This is a genomic window from Bradyrhizobium sp. F1.13.3 (assembly GCF_040548265.1).
Classification (GTDB): Bacteria; Pseudomonadota; Alphaproteobacteria; order Rhizobiales; family Xanthobacteraceae; genus Bradyrhizobium.
The window spans coordinates 15419-32242 of sequence record NZ_JBEPRI010000020.1 but is presented as its reverse complement, the minus strand read 5'-3'; the positions used below and the strand labels follow the sequence as shown (position 1 = coordinate 32242).

Genomic DNA, 16824 nt, shown 5'->3' with positions numbered 1-16824 from the left:
ATGCTCACCGACGGCCCCGACCCGCATCTGACGAGGTCTCAAATCGAGACAATGCTCCATGCCGTCGTCGACGGGCATCTGGCCAAGCTCGACCGTGTCGCCTTCGCGGCCAAGAGCTCGCCCGGGTTTGATCTCCGGCAGGCGAAAGCCGACGACTGGAGGGCCTATTGGGCCTACGCGCTGTTGGACGCCCAGGGCGTCAATGCCGTGGTGCGCGAGGAAGATCGCGGGCGCATGACCGCCGACGGGCTCTCCGAAGCCGACATCGAGGCCGTCCAGGACCACCTGGCCATGCTTCGCGTCAACGACCTTGTCCCCACGAAGCACTACATCCTGCAGGGCATGATCGAGGGCGTCGCCGCCACGCCGACCGCCATGAATCTCGCTGTGGCCCAGGGGACCTATCTTCGGGGGATGAAGTTGGCGCTGGCCCAGTCCGACCGGCGCTACGGTGGTGTGAGGATCGAGGATGACGGACTGGTGGATCGCATGATGCTCGCAAAGAGCAACCCACCGAAGCCGCCTCCGTCTATGGTGAATCCTCCGGTGGATCGTCCTACCGATCCACCGGAGGTCGACGCTCCGACGATCCCGCAGTTCATTCCCATGGCCGACTTCGCGCAATTGGCGGATCGCGTTGCCCAGCAGAATCGCGCGGACGAACACTGGGACGACAAGACGCAACGACAGGCCAAGAGCATCGCAAGCCTGTTTGTCAAGTTCATGGTTCAGGATCAGCGCATTCTCGATCTCAGCCTGCTGCGCCAGGAACACGTCGGCAAGTTCGTCGATTTCCTCCGCTTCGATATCTACAAGCACTACGGCAAATCGGCTCGTGACGAGCAACTGACGATCGAGCAGCTTCGCGAGAAGGGGCGATCCGTCGTGCAGGCCAAGCGCGGGATCAGTGGCGGTACGATCAATCGCCACGCGACCTTCCTTGGCCAGATCTTCGACCACGCCACGGCGCGCGGCGTGAAGAGCCTGGAATCGATCGATCTGACCAAGCTGCGCGCAAAGAGCCGCAGCAAGAACAAGCGCGCTCGCGACGAGCGGCGCAAGCTGCCCATCGCCAGCGCGAAAGCGATCTTCCAGACGCCGCCGTTCATCAACTGCGCCGGCTGGGACGATCTCGGGAAGTGGGGCGAGCAGGGGGCTGCCCAGATCTTCCACTGTGCGCTCTATTTCGTTCCGATCCTCATCTACTACTCGGGGGCGAGGCGCGAGGAGCTTTGCGGCGCGATGGTGGAAGACATCATCTTCGATCGCGAGGGGTGCAAACCGTACATCCACATCGCGGCCAACGAGCAGCGGCGCATCAAGAACCCCCAATCGAAACGAAACATTCCCCTCCATCCGGAGCTGATCCGGTTGGGTTTCCTCGACTATGTCGGGAAGATCAGGGCGCTCGGATACAAGCTGCTCTTTCCCGACCTGTATTCTCCCAGCAGCCGGTCGCCGCTCGGCAACCGCTTCTACAAACTGTTCAAGCCGATCCTCGCGGAAGCCAAAATCACCGAAGAGGGGCTGGGCGCCCATGCGGTGCGCCATCTCTTCGGCGCGCAATTGAAGAAGAAGCTGCTGACGAAAGAGGATCGCGCGGATCTCCTCGGGCACGGCGGCGACAGCGAAACCAGCGAGCGCTACTGCGAGCCCCATGAACTCGACACCTTGTTCGATTTCATCATGAACTTGGAGGTGATCACCGGCCATCTCGAGCCACAGACCATCAACATTATCCCTTGGGTCGAGAGAATGGAGATCGCGCCGTTTTCACAGCCATCGCGTGCAAAACATTTGGCACAAGCAGCCGATGGTTAGACCACCGGAATTATAATCCTGGGGTCGGGGGTTCGAGTCCCTCTCCCGCTACCAAGCTTTCCCTCAAAGAAATCAAAGACTTGCGCCTCGTTCGCCAACGCCTTTTGTTGGGCGGCAAGGGGCGAAAACAGCTCTTGTACCCGCTTTTGTACCCAAGATTTCGAATCCTTGCCTCTTGCCGACCGCGGCGCGATCGTCCCGGCATGAAAATCTTCATCGCATCCGACCTGCACGGCGAGGTCTGGTCGCACGGCTACAACGTCCCCGAAGGACTCGATTTCGACGTCGCGGTTTTCGCCGGCGACGTCCACAACGCGTACCGGGCGGTGAGCTGGCTGACCAACCAGCTCGCGCTGTGGGGCAAGGAGGTGCTCTTCGTCGCCGGCAACCACGAGTATTACGGATCCATCCTGGAAGACGCCGCGGCCATGATCCGCGACCGGGCGCGCCGGACCAACGTGAGGTTTTTGGATGCGACCGAAGTGCCGGTGATCGACGGCGTCCGCTTCCTCGGCTGCACGATGTGGACCGACTACCGCTTCGATGCCGAGAGCCAGGCGCACGGCCTCCACGCCGGACGCTACATGAACGACCACAAATTCATCAGGACTTCGGACGGCGCCGAATTCCCCAAGCCCTTCACCCCGATCGAGGCCTATAAAAGACACCTGGCCGAACGTCGTTGGCTCACCGACCGCCTCTCCGAGGAGCACGACGGCCCGACCGTGTGCATCACCCACCACGCGCCCCATCCGGGCTCGCTGCACCCGCGCTACGCCGACTCCGAGGCGATGAACGCCTCCTTCATCAGCGACCTCTCCGACGTGATCGCCAAGCATAAGCCCGAGCTCTGGATCCACGGGCATGTCCACGACAGTTACGACTACGTCGTGGGCGGCGACGGCGTCGTGGGCGTCGACGGCGTCGACGGCGGTGCCGGCGGTGCCGGGACTCGCATAGTCTGCAATCCGGCTGGTTATGCCTGGGAGCCGAATACCGGCTTCATTCCCGACTTGGTCGTCGAGATCCCGGAGTGGTCGCCGCGCCCGCGCTTCCGTTAGTCCCTGCGCTTCGGCACCCGCCGGCCTCGCAGGAATCCATAGCTCGCCTTCGCATAGACGTCGGCGAGCTCCTGCTCGAGCGCGGTGTTCATCACGATCAGCGCGCGCACGGCGTCGATCGAATCGCCGCCGCAGGCCTCGATGGCCTGGCGGACGTCAGCCTCCAGCTCGGCAGCTTCGTCGACGGCGGGTTGCTGCTCGGCGGGGTCGGCCATCGAAGGATTCCAAGGGTAAGGAAAGGGTGACAAAACGGCGTTTCTGTCATGTTTTTCTTACATCGGTTGACAGTGAAACCATCTTGTTCTCTATCCGTTCTATGGTCAACAAGCATCTAGGCTGACGGCAAAAGCCTTGTGGAATGCGCCTTTCCTCGCTTTCGAGCATGCATTTCGGCGGAGGGATCTATGGCTGGAAGACGGGCTGCAGACTGGCGCTTCCCGACGCCGAAGCAGCAGCGGATCGAGGAGACCGCCCGCCGCCTGGCCGAGCTGCAGCGGCGCCGCGCCGGCGTCACCCACGAGGACGCCTGGTGGGCGAGCGTACTGGCTGATCCACGCGCAACGACGTCGCGTCCGCGCGCCGATCGCACGCTCGCGGAGATCAGGTCCGAGGACCTGCGCGTCGAATGCCTGAAGTGCTTCCGGACGGTCGAGATCACGCGGGCGGAGGCGCTGCAGCGCTTCGATCCCGGCTCACTCTGGAAGGAGATCGCCGTGCGGCTCCTCGCCGACGGCTGCATGCACCGGACCGGGCGTCATGAGGAGGACGGGTGCTGGCCTGACTTGCGGTGATAGACAGCCAGGATCACGCCCTTCCATTCGTTCACGACGCGGGCTCTATACGACTTCAGCCACTTCGTTTGCACGCCGACGCAAGACGGGATGCGGTGTCCCGGTCCGATCCAGAGGACGAAGGTTTCGTTCGGGTTGGAGTAACGGTCCGACATCACGCGTTCTCCTTCGCTGCCATCAACCCAGCCGGCGTCGAGCCCACGATGTCCGGCTCCTCGGTCCAGCACAGGCCTCTCCCTTCGAGCGTCAGCAGCGCATAGCCGGGGTCGACGCCGGCGATCTCCGGCACCATGTCAGTCGCATGGAATCCGGCGCCGTCGGGCGAGCGCTCGGCGACGAAGCGCAGGAGCTGGCGCTGATACCTGATGAGGCGATTTGGCATCAGGCGGTCTCCCCAGGCCGCGTGTGCTGCAGGCGTTCGTTGCGGCCGTAGCCGCAGATGTTGCAGAAGTCGCCGTGCTTGCTTTTGACGAAGTAGTGCGGGGCCGGCTTGGCATGGTGCTGTCGAACCAGAGCGCGTAGCTCGTTCGGGGTGATCTCGCCGGCGACCCACCGATCGAGCTGCTGGAGCGCGAACATCGAAGGTTCGTGGCCCTCGATGCGCGTGATCGCGATGGCGTTCGCGACGGCCACGGCGCGGGACTCGCGGGCGTCATCGGGCATCAGGCGACCTTCCGTTGAAGCGCCATTCCGACAGCAGCGTGTATCCGACCGAGTCACCCATAGTGAGAGGGGGCCCCTCGTAAGGAAACATGTCCAGCATGCGCTTCCTGGACTCGATGATCGCCTTCCTGCGCTCGATGACATCATCGACCGTGCACGTCGCGGCGTCGATCTGCGGCGCCGGCGGCGGCGTCATCGAGCTGCTGTCGAACAGGCGGCGGTCGGCCATGGTCTCAAATCCTTCTTTCGGGTCTCAGACCGTCCTTTTCGCCGGGCCCAGGTCTCAGATCGTGCCTTTGAACCGCGGGCGCCGCCCCCATACGGAAGGCAGCGCCCGCGAGTGGCCCCGGCTCCGTGCCGGCTTTGTCCGCGGCGTCCGCAGGCGTCGGGATCGAACCGAACGCTTCTCACCAGATCTCGGCCAGCGAGGCGGAATTGAACCGCACCAAGCTCGATCTGCAGCGAGCATCCCCGACGCCCCGGCGAAACGGAAGCTCATCGTGAATCGATCGCTGAAAAATATCGGAGAGCGCCGAGCGAAGTCCGCGCCTTATGGAGCTGCGCCGGCTGTCGTTCCGCTATATCGGAATTCTAGGGCCAAATTCCGATCTAACGGAGCCACCAGAGCCCGTCCTCGCACAGCGCCCAGCGGAGGCCGGCGTCGATCCAGAGGATCACATCCGTCCGGATCACGCCCGTGCGGCTTTCCGGGCTTCCGATGATCACCGCTTCGGGTCGCGAGAACGACGGCGCGAAGGACCAGGCGTAGATCCTCCGCTGCCGGATCCGCATGTCGATCTCGTCGGGCGTCGGCTGCCATCCGGTCTGCAGGCGCTCCAGCAATCGCGCCACATGCTTGTAAATAAGCACCGAAGTGGGACCCCCACTGAGACGACCGCAATGCTTTGATGTAGCACAAGGAAATTCGCTCCCGGTGGGGTCCGGATCGGCGCCGATCGGGACCCCGGTTGTCTGTCAGTTCACGAACTTGATCAATAGGTTGGCTTTCACGTAGCCGGGGTCCCACTTCGGTGCGTTTCCACACCCAGCAGCGCGAAATTCGGATGCTGCAGCGGGCCGGCCTCGCGACCGCCTCGGCCGAACTGCTGCTCTCGAGGATGCGGGCTAAGGTCGACGATTTCTGCCGGGAACGGGCCGCGCTCCGGAAGGGCGCGAGCCGGCAATCGAGTGGCCCAAGCGATATCCAGCGGACCTGAGAGCTGGTTCACACTCGCCGAAGCCTTGCGGCCTATGATCGACTCGTCGCTTCCGGAGGAGATCGATGATGGCCGTACTGGTGAAGGCGCTCTCGCGCACAACGGGCAGGGACATCGATGTGGAAGGACTGAAGATCATCCTGATCTTCTGCGGCACTGGGCTTTTGCTCTCCGTTCTGGCGGCGATGACCTATGGCCTGAACCTGGCTGCAGACCTTTTCTGAAAGCCTCGCTGGCCGCTGCACCGACGAACTCGGGCTACCCTTCCTTCAACGCCGACTTGACCTCACGTACCGGCCACCTCTCGCCGTCCCCGATCACGCGCACCTTTGCGTCTCCGCCGACCAGCACGTGAGAACTGAGATCGTCGTCAGCAGGGAGGACGACGATTTCCGTCTCCGGCTTCCAGTTCAACGTCAGATCAAGATCGCCTGGGAAAATCTGCCAGCGCGAGCCATCGTGGAGCTCGACGATGTGGCTCTCGGAATGAGATCTGATCTTCATTGCGCAGCCCGGGTGCCAGCGCTACTTCTGCCCCGATGGCGCTTGGGCGTTCGAGTTGTTCGGATTCTGCTTGTTCGCTTCGTGATGTCCGATCGCGCATCCCGCCGCGGCGCCCAGCTTGCCATGGCCCGCCATGTGGCCGGCTACGCCGCCGACGATCGCGCCCTTGATGCATCCCTTGGCTTCCGCCGGTGACGCCAAGGCGAGTACGGACAGGCAGGTGATGGCCAAGATCGCTTTCATGATCGTTCTCCGAGCTGAGGCGCTTCGGAGAATCAAGTCGCAGGGAGCAAGCCCGTTCCGCTCCGGACGGCGAATGCTCGCCGAATACCGCGTGCGGCACGCTTGGCTTTCCAGAAGCCCCCTCGCGCATTGTTGAATCCCAAAGACGCGCTTGATCGACCGGCCGGACGTGCGTTGGACGCGAGGGGGTTTGCGGGAACGGTCCATAGCTTCGGCCGTTCGCAGATTGGCATCAGAATTGAGGATTCGAGGAGCAGCCGGTGCGAATACTCGTTGTCGAGGACGACCCCCTCATCCGCGAATTCGTGGTGGAGGCTCTGCGGGAGGAGGGCTACGAAGTGATCCATGCGGCCAATGGCGAAGACGCGCTGGCATGGTGCGGTAGGCAGGTCGCCGACGTGCTCGTCACCGACGTCAGGCTACCGGGACAGGTCGACGGATGGCAGATCGCCGAGCGATGCCGTCAGCAAGATCCCGAACTCCCGGTGATCTACGCCACCGGGTTCTCGCCCGTCGCGCCGCGTCCGCTATCCGGCAGTCTGGTCCTGCAGAAGCCCTATGATCCGGCGGACATCGTCAGAGCCGTGAAAATGATGCGCAGGCGCGCTTCGCCGAATTGACGGCGGAGCCGGCTGCTCGCTTTCGTCCGGAACGCGCGCTCCAGGAGGAGCGCACGCCAGAGCGGCCCACCCTGCCACTGGAGGTTCGAACGATCGGCGTCGTCGCGCGGATCCCGCTCATTTCGCCGGAGGGCGAAGCGGACTGCCAGCCCATTTGAGGGCCGCCGGGTCGTGCAGAGGGTCGTCGTCGCAATTGGTGCAGACATACCGCGACCTACCCTCCCGAGCATCGTCGGACACAGCCTTCATAGGCATGCCGCACGCCGGGCACGCCTTCCGGACGGGATCGAACACTGGCATCTGATTTCCCCTGCGCTGGCCAGTCTACGTCCGCCGACATCGCAATCTCAAGACGGTCCGCGGAAAATGCCGCGGCGCCGGCGCCGCTTGACTCCACGACCGCAGGGTACTCAACTTCCGGCAGTGATGTTGTGGGGGTGCGTGATGGAGCAGGAATTCTATCAGGGGCTCGCGCAGCCGGTCCGGATCATTGCGGAGAAGGCTGACCCGTTCACCAGGCGCCGGCTGCTGGACCTAGCCAAACGATACGACGCCAAAGGAGGCTCGCGCGCTGCGACCTCGATCGAGCGCCCACTTCCCGTGCCGCGCACGACGCCGCCCTCGTCGATCTTCTCCGGACCGAGCGAGGCCTGATCTCAGGTTTCCTACGGGCCGCCCGCTACGTGGCGTTCAGTCAAACCGGAGATCCGGCGAGCGCCGAATTCAGGCTGCCCCCTCTCCACGTGAAGCTCGCCTAACCGGCGCGCGAATGCGCCATGAAGAACCGCAGCATCTCCCTGGTCGCGTCCGGACCGCGCGGATCCGTGTAGGATCCGGCAGGGCTGCCGCCCGACCAGGCATGGCCGGCGCCGTGGACGCTCCAGTGCTCGGAAATCGCCACCCCGCCGCCGTCGGCGAGGATAGTGCGGGTGTACGCGTGCCCCTCGGGTACTCGCCCGCGAACCACCGTGGCTTGTTGGCCCTCGGCTTCGCCGGGTCGATCGAGAACCCGTTCACCGTTGTCCGGATGCACGGTGGTGTCGCGGTCGCCATGAAAGACGATGGTGGGGACCGGAGAGCGAGCCTCCGCGACGGCTCCGGGCGCACTGCCCTGCCGCATCGCCTTCAACGCAGAGGGAAGATCGCTGGCTGCTCCGCACGCCAGACCCGAATGGACCCCGACGGCGGCGTACAGGTCGGGGTAGGTCGCGCCCATGACGGCGGCGGCGGCTCCGCCAGCCGACAGGCCCGCTACGTAGACTCGCTTAGGGTCGATGCCATGATCGCGCATGACCTGGCGAGTGATGCCGGAGATCAGCGAAGGCTCGCCACCATCCCGCTGCTGGTCCCCCGTGCGAAACCAGTTCCAGCATTTCGCATGGTTGGCTCCGCGTGGCTGCTCCGGATAGACAACGAAGCAATTCCGCTCGTCCGCCAGAAAATTCATCCGGGTGCCGGCCGCGAAATCGTCCGGTGACTGGGTGCAGCCGTGAAGCATGACGATGAGGGGACGCGGTCCTCCACCAGCGTGGCTGGGAATGAACAGCTTGTAGGTCCGGCTTCCCGCCGCATTGGCGAAGCTGGCAGAGACGAACCTTGTGCCGTCCGGTGCAATATCCGCCTTGGGAATTCGGGTGGGCCCGACCGGACCTGGCATGGCGAAACCGGGAAGATCTTTCATGCCGCCGAAGGGCGTAAGGCCTTTGTGTCGTGTGGCAGGCATGGCTTGCGTGGACGGCCCGCTCTCCCTCTCCGCGACGACACTGGCCTTCAGGTCGAGAATCGGCGGCTCGAGCCTCGCAGGCTCGACAGGAACAGTATTTCTCCTTGTCGCTGCGGAGCCGGCCTCGCCGCGCAGCATTCGCTGCAGCAGTGCTGTGGCTTCGACCAGTTGACCGGCGCGTGTGAGGCGGGTCGCTTCCCGGACCATGTCTGGATTCAGCATCGTTTCACCTCGTTCGGTCGGCGAGAGCGGCCTTGACCGCGGGGCTGGCATGAAGGGCTCCGAGCACCGAGACCGAGGCAATTGTCGCGCGCGCCAGCTCGGGCGTGACGTCCTGGTCGATGGTCGCCAAGCCGAGGACGTTGATGTGCAGCATGTCGCCGTCGCGCCGCGCCCTCTCGAGATCGACGCGGGCATATTTACGCAGCCCGAGGTCGAGACTTTTACGGGCCGTCGATTGCTTGACCACATCCGCGTGCCGCTCAAGCTGGTTGCGGATCGCCGTCCGAATGAAATCGGTGCGGTTCGAGTAGAACCCTTCCTGCACCATGAGATCGACCTGGCCGAGGTCCACATAGCCCAGGTTGATCGTGATCTTCTCCGTATCCGGGGTCCGGGGTCGCAGTTCGCGTACATTGTCCGTCATCAGGTACATCCATTGTGATCATCCAACAGGATGGTGCCTGGATGGTAAATGGACACTGCACGATGGAATTTCAAGGCGGCAGGCAAACATCTCCCGCCGCCGCGATTTCGGGACCGGATCCGCTGCCGTTTCGCAAACCTTCCGGGTAGGACGGTGGCCGAGCGCATCAACGACGACGAAGCGCGCCGTGAGGAAGACAAGTGGTCGGCCTGAGCGCCTTCTCTCAGTCCTCCAGCAGAGTGTCGATCAGCTTCAGCAATTGCTGGCGCTCCGGACCGTCGGCGCCACTACGCAGGAATTGGCCGATATCCGTATAGGAGACTTGGCCCCCTGAGCTGATGTTGGGCTGGTGCTTCACGACGGGCGTATTCGTCCGCGGATCTCGCGTCAGCGCCCAGACGTCACCATTGCTGCTTTCGTAGAGAACTCGCTCGGTCATACCGACCAATCGAAGGGACGATCATCCGTTCCAGCTTCGCCGAAGGTAGAGCGAGCATCTCTGTTCTTCCTCGCTCGACGCGGAGCGGTCGTGCCGTCGCCGCGCGGATGCTGTCTAGCCGTCTGGAGATGCCCCGCCCGATCCGCCCGTTTTTTGGCGCGGACCTCTGGAGCGCTCGCGATCAAGGCCCTGCGCGCGCGTCCCGCAACGGGGATCCAACTGCACCGACACTCCCGAAAAGCCCGTGAATTGCCCGTCTTTCAGATATCTCATGACCGGTCCGCTCGGTAATGTGGGGGCTACACGGTTCACCCGGTCGGCTCACCATGAGAAGAGATGTTTGAAGACGCGTCGGATCTGGCTGCGATGGCCGAGGCGCTAGGCCGATCGAGCGACTACCGGGTGCTCCGGCGCTTGGCGCCGCGGCCAACGTCGATGGCGGTCTCCGGACAGGAAACGAGGATCGGCATCCTGCTAGACACCGAAACCACGGGCCTCGACCACCGCAAGGACGAACTCATCGAGCTGGGCATGGTCAAGTTCGGCTACACGCCGGACGGGCGCATCATTGATGTCAAGGAGACGTTCTCCGCCTTCAATGAGCCGTCCGAGCCGATCCCGGCCGAGATCACGGCGCTTACCGGCATCACCGACGACATGGTGGCCGGCCACAGGATCGACGAGGCCGCCGTGAACGCCTTCGTCGATGATTCCGTGGTCCTGGTCATCGCGCATAACAGTGGATTCGATCGGAAGTTTTCCGAACGCTACTGGCCCGTCTTCGCGCGGAAGGCGTGGGCATGCTCCGCGACTGAGGTCGATTGGCGGCAGCACGGCTTCGATGGAGCGAAGCTCGGCTACCTCCTGAATGGCGCCGGCTATTTCCACCAGGCGCACCGCGCGGTTGACGACTGTCACGCGCTGCTCGAGATCTTGGACTTTGACCTACCAACGACCGGCGCGCCCGCGCTCGCCGTCCTGCTCGAGACCGCACGACAGAAGACCATCCGCATCTGGGCCGAACAGTCGCCGTTCGAACTCAAGGATTCCCTGAAGCGACGCGGCTATCGCTGGAGCGACGGCACGGATGGGCGCCCTAAGTCCTGGTACGTCGACGTCTGCGAGTCCGCGCTCGACGCGGAGCTCGCATTTCTCCGATCAGAGATCTATCTCCGCGACGTGGAGCCGCGCCTGCAGACGCTGACGGCTTTCACGCGCTTCTCCAGCAGGATCTGAGGCCGGCAGCTCGGGAAGAAGCCGCCGCCTGCGCATCAGCGCCCGAGACGCTTCTCGACCCGCTTGCGGGAATTGCCGACTTTCTCGACCGCGGGCGCGGACCGTCCGGTCTTCTTCGCCTCATAGCCGACTTCGTGCTTCTGCCCGCCGGCGACGCGCGCCCGGTCCTGCTTACGTCCCGCGCGGTCTTCTTCTTCGCGGCCATCAAGCCCTCCTTCTGCGAATGGCAGTGCAACGCTGTAAGGATTCGCAGGTTCCGCAACGGTCCCTCTATCCGAGCGCGACGGCGCGCAGCAACCGCGATGGACCGGCCTGCATCGGAGTCACTCGACGGGTGTATCTAGCACCTCCTGCCGCGACTGCTTCGATGCTTTCCAAGAGGGGTCGCGCCTGGTCGGACCTAACGGATGATGTCGTCGAGAGGCAGCACTGTTCGGCATCATGAGGACGAGGACACAGACTCCGCGCAATACGCCGCGTCGACCGCTGCCATCTTGTAGATGCCCTAGGGCCCTCCGGACCGGGAAAACGTGGAACTTCTCGGGCCAGCACCTGTTGTGCCGTGCCACTATTGGAGGACGACATGAGCAATAAATTTCTTCCTCTGCTGACGGCGGCCTCGCTTCTCGCCGGCCCGTCGTTTGCGCAAAAGCCGCCGGCTGCGGATCGGCCCAACAATAATGCGGTCAACAGTTCCGGCCAGAACAATTCCAGCAAGCCGGTTGCAGGTGCCAACAGCTTCACCGAGGGCCAGGCCAAATCCAAGATCGTGGACGCGGGCTACACGAACGTCACATCGCTGAAGAAGGACGACAACGGCGTTTGGCGCGGTAAGGCCAGTAAAGGCGGCGCCTCATCCAATGTGAGCCTTGATTTCCAGGGCAACGTCAACGCGGCCAAATAACCTCGCGCAGCAGCGAAGATTTAGAGGATTCAAGATGACCATTACGATTTCACGTCTCTACGACAACTATTCCGATGCGCAGCGCGCGGTGACGAGCCTGGAGTCCGCGGGCGTGCCGCATTCGGATTTGAGCATCGTCGCGAACAATTCGGACAACTGGTACAGCACCGACAAGAAGATCGATCGCGATCGCGATGGCGTTGACGATCGGGCGGAAGGTGCGGCTACGGGAGCCGGCGTGGGTGCAGGTCTTGGTGGCGCTGCCGGCCTGCTTGCGGGCCTTGGGTTGTTGGCTATCCCCGGACTCGGTCCTGTCGTGGCGGCCGGATGGCTCGCGTCCACCGCGCTCGGTGCCGTTGCCGGCGGCGCGACGGGCGGAGCCGTTGGGGCGTTGACGCAGGCCGGCGTATCCGATGAGGAAGCACCACTCTACGCCGAAGGTGTGAGGCGCGGCGGCACGCTGGTTTCGGCTCGTGTGCCGGATGCGGACCGCGCGCGATACGAAGCGATCCTGAACCAGTCCGCCGTCAATCTGCGCGACCGGAGCGCAGCCTGGCAGAAGGCCGGGTGGAAGAGCTTCGATCCCTCCGCCCAGCCTTACGGGGCGGAGGAGGTCCGCAGAGAACGCCAACTCTACGGGACCGGAATGCGATGAATACCCGGCGGCCCGCACACCAAGCGGGCCGCCATTTTCTTTTCTCGAGACCGCAAGTTGTGGGACCGGAGGCCGGTTGAGTGTCTGTCGTCGACGCTCGCACTGTAACGAATCTCCTGCGGGAATATACGGACGACGTGCTGCAGCGCTTCGACTTCGTGGTCGCGAGCGTCCACGGCCGCTTCAAACTCGACCGCAAGGCGCAGACGCAGCGGCTGCTGCGCGCCATCTCCGATCCTCACACCACCATCATTGGCCACATGACCGGGCGCCAGCTCCAGCGGCGGCCAGGCTACGAAATCGATGTCGAGAAGGTGCTGCGCGCCTGTGCCAAGCACGACGTCGTGGTCGAGATCAACGCCCAACCGTGGCGCCTTGACCTGGATTGGCGCTGGCACCAGGCCGCCCTCGACTTCGGCTGCATGCTCAGCATCAATCCGGACGCGCACTCGATCCCCGAGCTCGATCACATGCAGTGGGGTGTCGAGATGGCGCGGAAGGGTGGTGTCCCCGCCGACCGCGTCCTGAACGCGATGGCCCTTCCGGAGATCACGCGCTACCTACGCCAGAAGCGGCGCTCCTTCGCCCGGGCGGCCTGATTCCGCAGGGGCACGGCTTCTCGCTGGAGGGCACCGTGGTCTCCGTCGCCGCGAACCACGGTCACCACTTCAGCAAACCGCCGCAGGATCGGATCAAGCTTGTGGAAGGCCATGGGGTCGAAGGGGACGCCCACGCCGGCGAGTTCGTTCGGCATCGCTACCTCGCCCGCCGCCAGCCCCGCCTGCCCAATCTGCGGCAGGTCCACCTGATCCCGGCCGAGCTCTTCCCCTCGCTTTCGGAGGCTGGCTTCGCGGTCGCAGCGGGAGACCTGGGCGAGAACATCACCACCGCCGGCCTGGACCTCGAGCGGATGCCGCTCGGGACGCTCATCGAGCTTGGACCCGCTGCGATCGTGGAGCTGACCGGCCTCAGGACGCCCTGTGTCCTCATCGACCGTTTCCAGGCCGGCTTGAAACGGCAGGTGCTGTCGTCGGCGGAAACGGGCCCTCCATTCAAATGCGGGGTGCTGGGCGTGGTTAGGGTCGGCGGAGCGGTCGCGGCTGGCGATAGCGCGCGGGTTCGGCTCCCGTCCTCTTTGTTCAACCGATTGCCGGCTCTGTAGCACACTTCAGGAGGCGTTCGCCCTCGCTCGTTCGCACGCCTCGCGCCGACGTTCGCGGCGTTCGCGCCGCCGCTTGGCTCGGTCAGGGGCTGCCGCAGCGCAGGAACCTGCGTCGCAGCGACTGTCGCAGCCGGAGCCTCCTCGATCAAAGGAGCCTGGGTCGGTTCGGTCGCAGCGGGCCGGGCTTCCATGAACTCGAGCACCGCCCGTCCCTTGGCAGTGATCTGCCATCCGCTGCTGATGCGTTCGACCAGCCCATGGGAAAAGATGTCGAGATCGGGCACCCGCGCGGCGAGGCGCTTGGTCCGGTCGGCCCAATCGCGGCCACTGGTCGCAAGAATAGCCATGTCGCGTTTGAGGTCCTCCATGACGGCGAAGCCATCCGGATAGCTCACCAGGATCTTTAGGACCGTCACTTGGAAGTTCACGGCTTCTCCGGATCAATCAGCGCCACATCGTGGGTTCACGGGACAGCGCGTCGCGACCGACCTGCCTGAGAATATCGAGCAAAACCTCACCTGTGGTGGCGGCCTTCAGAATTACCGCCCACGAGGACGGCCCATTGCGTTTGCAAAAGCAGCCGTCCGACCAGGGCGCTGCGCGGATTCGCAGCGTGATTCACTGCCGTCCTTCAGGCGTGTTGGCCGGACTGACGCATCCTCTGATACGCCATGACCGCGGACACGCGGTTTGTCGCGCCGCACTTCTGCATGATGCTGCTCATGTAGTGCTTGACGGTCTTTTCGCTGATCTTGAGTTTGTCGGCGACCATCCTGTTGGTGGCGCCGCTCTCGACCTCTGCGATGATCTGGAGTTCGCGATGGCTGAGGCCTACGTCGAGCGACGTCGCCTCCTTCTGCTGAACCGCCGAAAGCAGCCGCGCAGCGAACTCCGGCGAGACGAACGAGGACTCGTTCTTGAAGACCGCCCAGATCGCCGCCTTCAATTCGCTCGCGCTGACCCCCTTCAGGATGTAGCCGTGAGCGCCGGCGTTCAGAGCGGCGATGCCGGTCTGCGGATCGTCGCAGGCGGTGAGTATGACGCAATGCGTTCCGGGAAATTCGACGCACAGCTGCTTGAGAGTCTCCAGGCTGTCGCCGGGAATCCCGAGATCGAGAACGAGGATGCTCGGACGATGCGTTTTTGCGATGTCCAGCGCGTCTGCCGTAGAGGCGCCTTCGGCTACGACCTTGAAGCGAGCCTCCGCCCGAAAAACGGCGGCCAGTCCTTGGCGATAGATCGGATGATCGTCGACGATGGCAATAGTGGCCTCACTCGAATTTTCCATATGTACTCTCACAATCAAAAAACACTGCGGAAAAGTGGCATTCCAGAATGCTGCGAGAATAAGCATCGTAAGGATAAAGTTTCAATCACTTTTGATCGGTTGACTATCTTTCGAGTATTCGCCGCCAGTTCCTGCGGTGGAACTTTGGGCGGGCAGTTCGCACAAGATTTCTGTGCCTTGGCCCGGACCGGAGATCACGGAGAACGTCCCGCCCAGTGCTCTCACTCGGGAGGCCATGCCGATCATTCCAAGGCCTGATCGGGAATCGGCTGTCGTACCGGAGAAGCCGCATCCGCGGTCGCGCACCGAGAGCCGCAACAGCCCGGCGCCGTAATTAACCATCACCGTCTGCCGGTCGCTCCCCGAATGCTTGAAGGCGTTGTTCAACGCCTCCTGCGCCACCCGAACGACGCAACGCACCTCATCGCGAGGCAATTTCTCGGGCACGCCGGTCGTCTCGAAGTCGACGAGGCAGGCGGCACGGCCTTCATGCGCTCGGATGATTTTTCGGAGCATCTGGGTGAGATCGCCGCAGTCGCCAAGATCCGGAAGAAGCAGATCGGCGGCGATCGCGCGCAGCTCTTTGAGCGCGTCCTGGAGGGCGTTCCGGAATTCAGTCAGGAGCGCTCGCGCTTTGAGTGTCCGGCCGTCCAGCTCCTGCTCCAGACCTTCGATCCGCAGCAGCGCGAAGGATATCAGCTGCGCGGGGCCGTCGTGGAGCTCGGCTCCGAGCCGCGTATGGACGAGATCGTCGATGCGGGCGGCCGTGCGAAGAGCATCTTCCGTTTCGGATTTGAGAACATCGTTCTTGCGATGCAGCAACACCTTTTCCCGGAATCGCTGCTTGATCGCCGACTTCTGCCTTTTGATCGTCGTGCTTCCCCGATGGACGACGATGAACAGAGCCAAAAGCGTGACTAGACCAACCGACCCGACCACCAGCCATGCGCCGCGGATGGCGCTTGCCTGGTCGCGGAGAAGCGCGCGGGCGTCTTCGTAGATTTCGGCGACCGCGATGATCCTTTCCGTCTCGTTCTTGTAGAGAGGCAGGAACATCTCATAGAGCGGCATCGACAGAGAGCGTTCGAACTCGCTGTCATCGTCCTCGAGGTCGGCCATCCCCGCACGGATTTCTCCTTGCAGCGAAGGCGTGAGGTCGGTCGTCGGAAATCGCTTTCCGATCAGCCCCTTTTGCGTGCTGTAGACGATGGCGCCGTCCCGCGCCCAGATCTTGACGGAGGCGACATGCCGCCTGGATTTCAGCAATTCGGCGACGGCGTCGAGTCCGCGAAGGTCTTCCGCACTGAGTGTGCCTCCGCCGTCCATCGACTGGACGTAGGGCTCCACGAAATTGGTCATGTACAGCGCGGCGGCGCCACTCGTTCCGCGCAGAACGCCATCGGCGATACGATTGCCGACCCATCCTCCGACTGCGGCGACGGAAAGCGATAGCACCAGCGAAGACAACGATGCGAACTGCTCGAAGAGCGACCTTCGCATCCACCAGCGACGCAGCCGATCCATGGCCGTTTCGACGAATGCGCCGAACGTTCCGCTGGTCTCGGGCTTGCCTTCACTCGCTCTCAAGGCACTGCCGACGCGACGAATGTGCCGATCGGCTTCATCGGCGACGCAGACTTCCCCCACGACTGGCTCCATGAAGATCATTCTCGAACAATGTCATCGGTGAACAGATGCTTAAATTAGCGACATCATATGCATCGATCTGATCGGCTTTCAACTTCCTGGCCAAACATGGTGAAGATCGCAGTGCCCACACTGCTCCCTTGATGCAGCGGAGGGTTAACACCAGCGCGGGCCGTGGCCGCGCCGCCGCCGAAAGACCGATCG

At 63.5% G+C, this 16824-nt stretch carries 23 protein-coding genes and 3 pseudogenes; 11 read left to right on the top strand and 15 right to left on the bottom strand.

The annotated features are described in order from the left end of the window. The first annotated feature begins 234 nt into the window (after window positions 1–234). Together ABIB66_RS36120 and ABIB66_RS36115 are read left to right on the top strand one after the other, a co-directional pair. On the top strand, window positions 235–1821 hold the full coding sequence (locus tag ABIB66_RS36120; protein WP_354218097.1) for a site-specific integrase: 1587 nt from the start codon (window positions 235–237) through the stop codon (window positions 1819–1821). 203 nt (window positions 1822–2024) lie between these two features. Next, window positions 2025–2882: a metallophosphoesterase gene (locus ABIB66_RS36115; protein WP_354257941.1), complete on the top strand. Its 858-nt coding sequence runs from the start codon at window positions 2025–2027 to the stop codon at window positions 2880–2882. On the opposite strand, the gene ABIB66_RS36110 is transcribed toward ABIB66_RS36115, so the two are convergent. Continuing rightward, the gene (locus ABIB66_RS36110; protein ID WP_354208971.1) at window positions 2879–3097 is read right to left on the bottom strand and encodes a hypothetical protein; all 219 of its coding nucleotides are present in this window, start codon (window positions 3095–3097) and stop codon (window positions 2879–2881) included. The genes ABIB66_RS36115 and ABIB66_RS36110 overlap by 4 nt on opposite strands. Window positions 3098–3286: 189 nt before the next feature. Here ABIB66_RS36110 and ABIB66_RS36105 point away from each other — a divergent pair, with 189 nt between their 5' ends. Beyond that, window positions 3287–3673: a hypothetical protein gene (locus tag ABIB66_RS36105; RefSeq protein WP_354208970.1), complete on the top strand. Its 387-nt coding sequence runs from the start codon at window positions 3287–3289 to the stop codon at window positions 3671–3673. On the opposite strand, the gene ABIB66_RS36100 is transcribed toward ABIB66_RS36105, so the two are convergent. The 5 genes from ABIB66_RS36100 to ABIB66_RS36080 form a co-directional block, all read right to left on the bottom strand. Next, window positions 3637–3828 carry a hypothetical protein gene (locus ABIB66_RS36100; protein WP_354208969.1) on the bottom strand — a complete coding sequence of 64 codons (192 nt, stop codon included), beginning with the start codon at window positions 3826–3828 and terminating at the stop codon, window positions 3637–3639. The genes ABIB66_RS36105 and ABIB66_RS36100 overlap by 37 nt on opposite strands. Continuing rightward, the gene (locus tag ABIB66_RS36095) at window positions 3828–4055 is read right to left on the bottom strand and encodes a hypothetical protein (RefSeq protein WP_354208968.1); all 228 of its coding nucleotides are present in this window, start codon (window positions 4053–4055) and stop codon (window positions 3828–3830) included. The genes ABIB66_RS36100 and ABIB66_RS36095 overlap by 1 nt, the downstream gene beginning before the upstream one ends. Continuing rightward, on the bottom strand, window positions 4055–4336 hold the full coding sequence (locus tag ABIB66_RS36090) for an antitoxin VbhA family protein (protein WP_354208967.1): 282 nt from the start codon (window positions 4334–4336) through the stop codon (window positions 4055–4057). Before ABIB66_RS36090 ends, ABIB66_RS36095 begins: the two co-directional genes overlap by 1 nt. Further along, on the bottom strand, window positions 4326–4565 hold the full coding sequence (locus ABIB66_RS36085; RefSeq protein ID WP_354208966.1) for a hypothetical protein: 240 nt from the start codon (window positions 4563–4565) through the stop codon (window positions 4326–4328). The genes ABIB66_RS36090 and ABIB66_RS36085 overlap by 11 nt, the downstream gene beginning before the upstream one ends. 380 nt (window positions 4566–4945) lie before the next feature. After that, window positions 4946–5179, bottom strand: a complete 234-nt coding sequence (locus tag ABIB66_RS36080; protein ID WP_354208965.1) for a hypothetical protein — start codon at window positions 5177–5179, stop codon at window positions 4946–4948. A 439-nt stretch (window positions 5180–5618) separates the two neighbouring features. Here ABIB66_RS36080 and ABIB66_RS36075 point away from each other — a divergent pair, with 439 nt between their 5' ends. Beyond that, window positions 5619–5777 (top strand): hypothetical protein, encoded by a 159-nt coding sequence (locus ABIB66_RS36075; protein ID WP_354213956.1) that lies wholly within the window; start codon window positions 5619–5621, stop codon window positions 5775–5777. A gap of 34 nt (window positions 5778–5811) precedes the next feature. Here the strand turns inward: ABIB66_RS36075 and ABIB66_RS36070 are convergent, their stop codons facing one another. Beyond that, on the bottom strand, window positions 5812–6057 hold the full coding sequence (locus tag ABIB66_RS36070) for a hypothetical protein (RefSeq protein WP_354208963.1): 246 nt from the start codon (window positions 6055–6057) through the stop codon (window positions 5812–5814). A 21-nt stretch (window positions 6058–6078) separates the two neighbouring features. Then, a complete protein-coding gene (locus tag ABIB66_RS36065) occupies window positions 6079–6300 on the bottom strand; it encodes a hypothetical protein (protein WP_354208961.1) in 222 nt (73 codons plus the stop codon). A 260-nt stretch (window positions 6301–6560) separates the two neighbouring features. Between ABIB66_RS36065 and ABIB66_RS36060 the strand changes: the two genes are divergently transcribed. Both ABIB66_RS36060 and ABIB66_RS36055 read left to right on the top strand, forming a co-directional pair. Continuing rightward, window positions 6561–6920 carry a response regulator transcription factor gene (locus tag ABIB66_RS36060; RefSeq protein WP_354257938.1) on the top strand — a complete coding sequence of 120 codons (360 nt, stop codon included), beginning with the start codon at window positions 6561–6563 and terminating at the stop codon, window positions 6918–6920. Window positions 6921–7364: 444 nt separating this feature from the next. Further along, complete coding sequence (locus ABIB66_RS36055; RefSeq protein ID WP_354257935.1) at window positions 7365–7574, top strand: hypothetical protein; 210 nt, start codon at window positions 7365–7367, stop codon at window positions 7572–7574. Window positions 7575–7674: 100 nt separating this feature from the next. Here the strand turns inward: ABIB66_RS36055 and ABIB66_RS36050 are convergent, their stop codons facing one another. From ABIB66_RS36050 to ABIB66_RS36040, 3 genes are all read right to left on the bottom strand, one after another. After that, entirely contained in the window at window positions 7675–8865 is a 1191-nt protein-coding gene (locus tag ABIB66_RS36050) for an extracellular catalytic domain type 1 short-chain-length polyhydroxyalkanoate depolymerase (protein WP_354208958.1), read from the bottom strand. Window positions 8866–8869: 4 nt separating this feature from the next. Beyond that, complete coding sequence (locus ABIB66_RS36045) at window positions 8870–9289, bottom strand: ribbon-helix-helix domain-containing protein (protein WP_354208957.1); 420 nt, start codon at window positions 9287–9289, stop codon at window positions 8870–8872. A gap of 223 nt (window positions 9290–9512) precedes the next feature. Continuing rightward, entirely contained in the window at window positions 9513–9728 is a 216-nt protein-coding gene (locus ABIB66_RS36040; protein WP_354208956.1) for a hypothetical protein, read from the bottom strand. 336 nt (window positions 9729–10064) lie between these two features. Between ABIB66_RS36040 and ABIB66_RS36035 the strand changes: the two genes are divergently transcribed. Beyond that, window positions 10065–10964, top strand: a complete 900-nt coding sequence (locus ABIB66_RS36035; RefSeq protein WP_354208955.1) for a 3'-5' exonuclease — start codon at window positions 10065–10067, stop codon at window positions 10962–10964. Window positions 10965–10999: 35 nt separating this feature from the next. On the opposite strand, the pseudogene ABIB66_RS36030 reads toward ABIB66_RS36035, so the two are convergent. Next, window positions 11000–11169, bottom strand: a pseudogene (locus ABIB66_RS36030) (DUF3606 domain-containing protein). Between the two features lie 378 nt (window positions 11170–11547). Between ABIB66_RS36030 and ABIB66_RS36025 the strand changes: the two are divergent. The 4 genes and pseudogenes from ABIB66_RS36025 to ABIB66_RS36010 all read left to right on the top strand — a co-directional run bounded on the left by ABIB66_RS36025 (window position 11548) and on the right by ABIB66_RS36010 (window position 13685). Next, window positions 11548–11868 (top strand): hypothetical protein, encoded by a 321-nt coding sequence (locus ABIB66_RS36025; protein ID WP_354258027.1) that lies wholly within the window; start codon window positions 11548–11550, stop codon window positions 11866–11868. 34 nt (window positions 11869–11902) lie between these two features. Then, window positions 11903–12523 carry a general stress protein gene (locus tag ABIB66_RS36020; protein ID WP_354208954.1) on the top strand — a complete coding sequence of 207 codons (621 nt, stop codon included), beginning with the start codon at window positions 11903–11905 and terminating at the stop codon, window positions 12521–12523. 122 nt (window positions 12524–12645) lie between these two features. Further along, window positions 12646–13122: pseudogene (locus ABIB66_RS36015) on the top strand (PHP domain-containing protein); the annotation flags it as partial. Continuing rightward, a complete protein-coding gene (locus ABIB66_RS36010; protein ID WP_354209180.1) occupies window positions 13122–13685 on the top strand; it encodes an MOSC domain-containing protein in 564 nt (187 codons plus the stop codon). The pseudogene ABIB66_RS36015 and the gene ABIB66_RS36010, both read left to right, overlap by 1 nt. Window positions 13686–13691: 6 nt before the next feature. On the opposite strand, the pseudogene ABIB66_RS36005 reads toward ABIB66_RS36010, so the two are convergent. From ABIB66_RS36005 to ABIB66_RS35995, 3 genes and pseudogenes are all read right to left on the bottom strand, one after another. Continuing rightward, a pseudogene (locus tag ABIB66_RS36005) lies at window positions 13692–14113 on the bottom strand (hypothetical protein). 203 nt (window positions 14114–14316) lie between these two features. Beyond that, complete coding sequence (locus tag ABIB66_RS36000; protein WP_354208953.1) at window positions 14317–14973, bottom strand: response regulator; 657 nt, start codon at window positions 14971–14973, stop codon at window positions 14317–14319. Between the two features lie 81 nt (window positions 14974–15054). Continuing rightward, window positions 15055–16641, bottom strand: coding sequence for a sensor histidine kinase (locus ABIB66_RS35995; protein ID WP_354208952.1), 1587 nt, complete (start codon window positions 16639–16641; stop codon window positions 15055–15057). Window positions 16642–16824 lie beyond the last annotated feature (183 nt).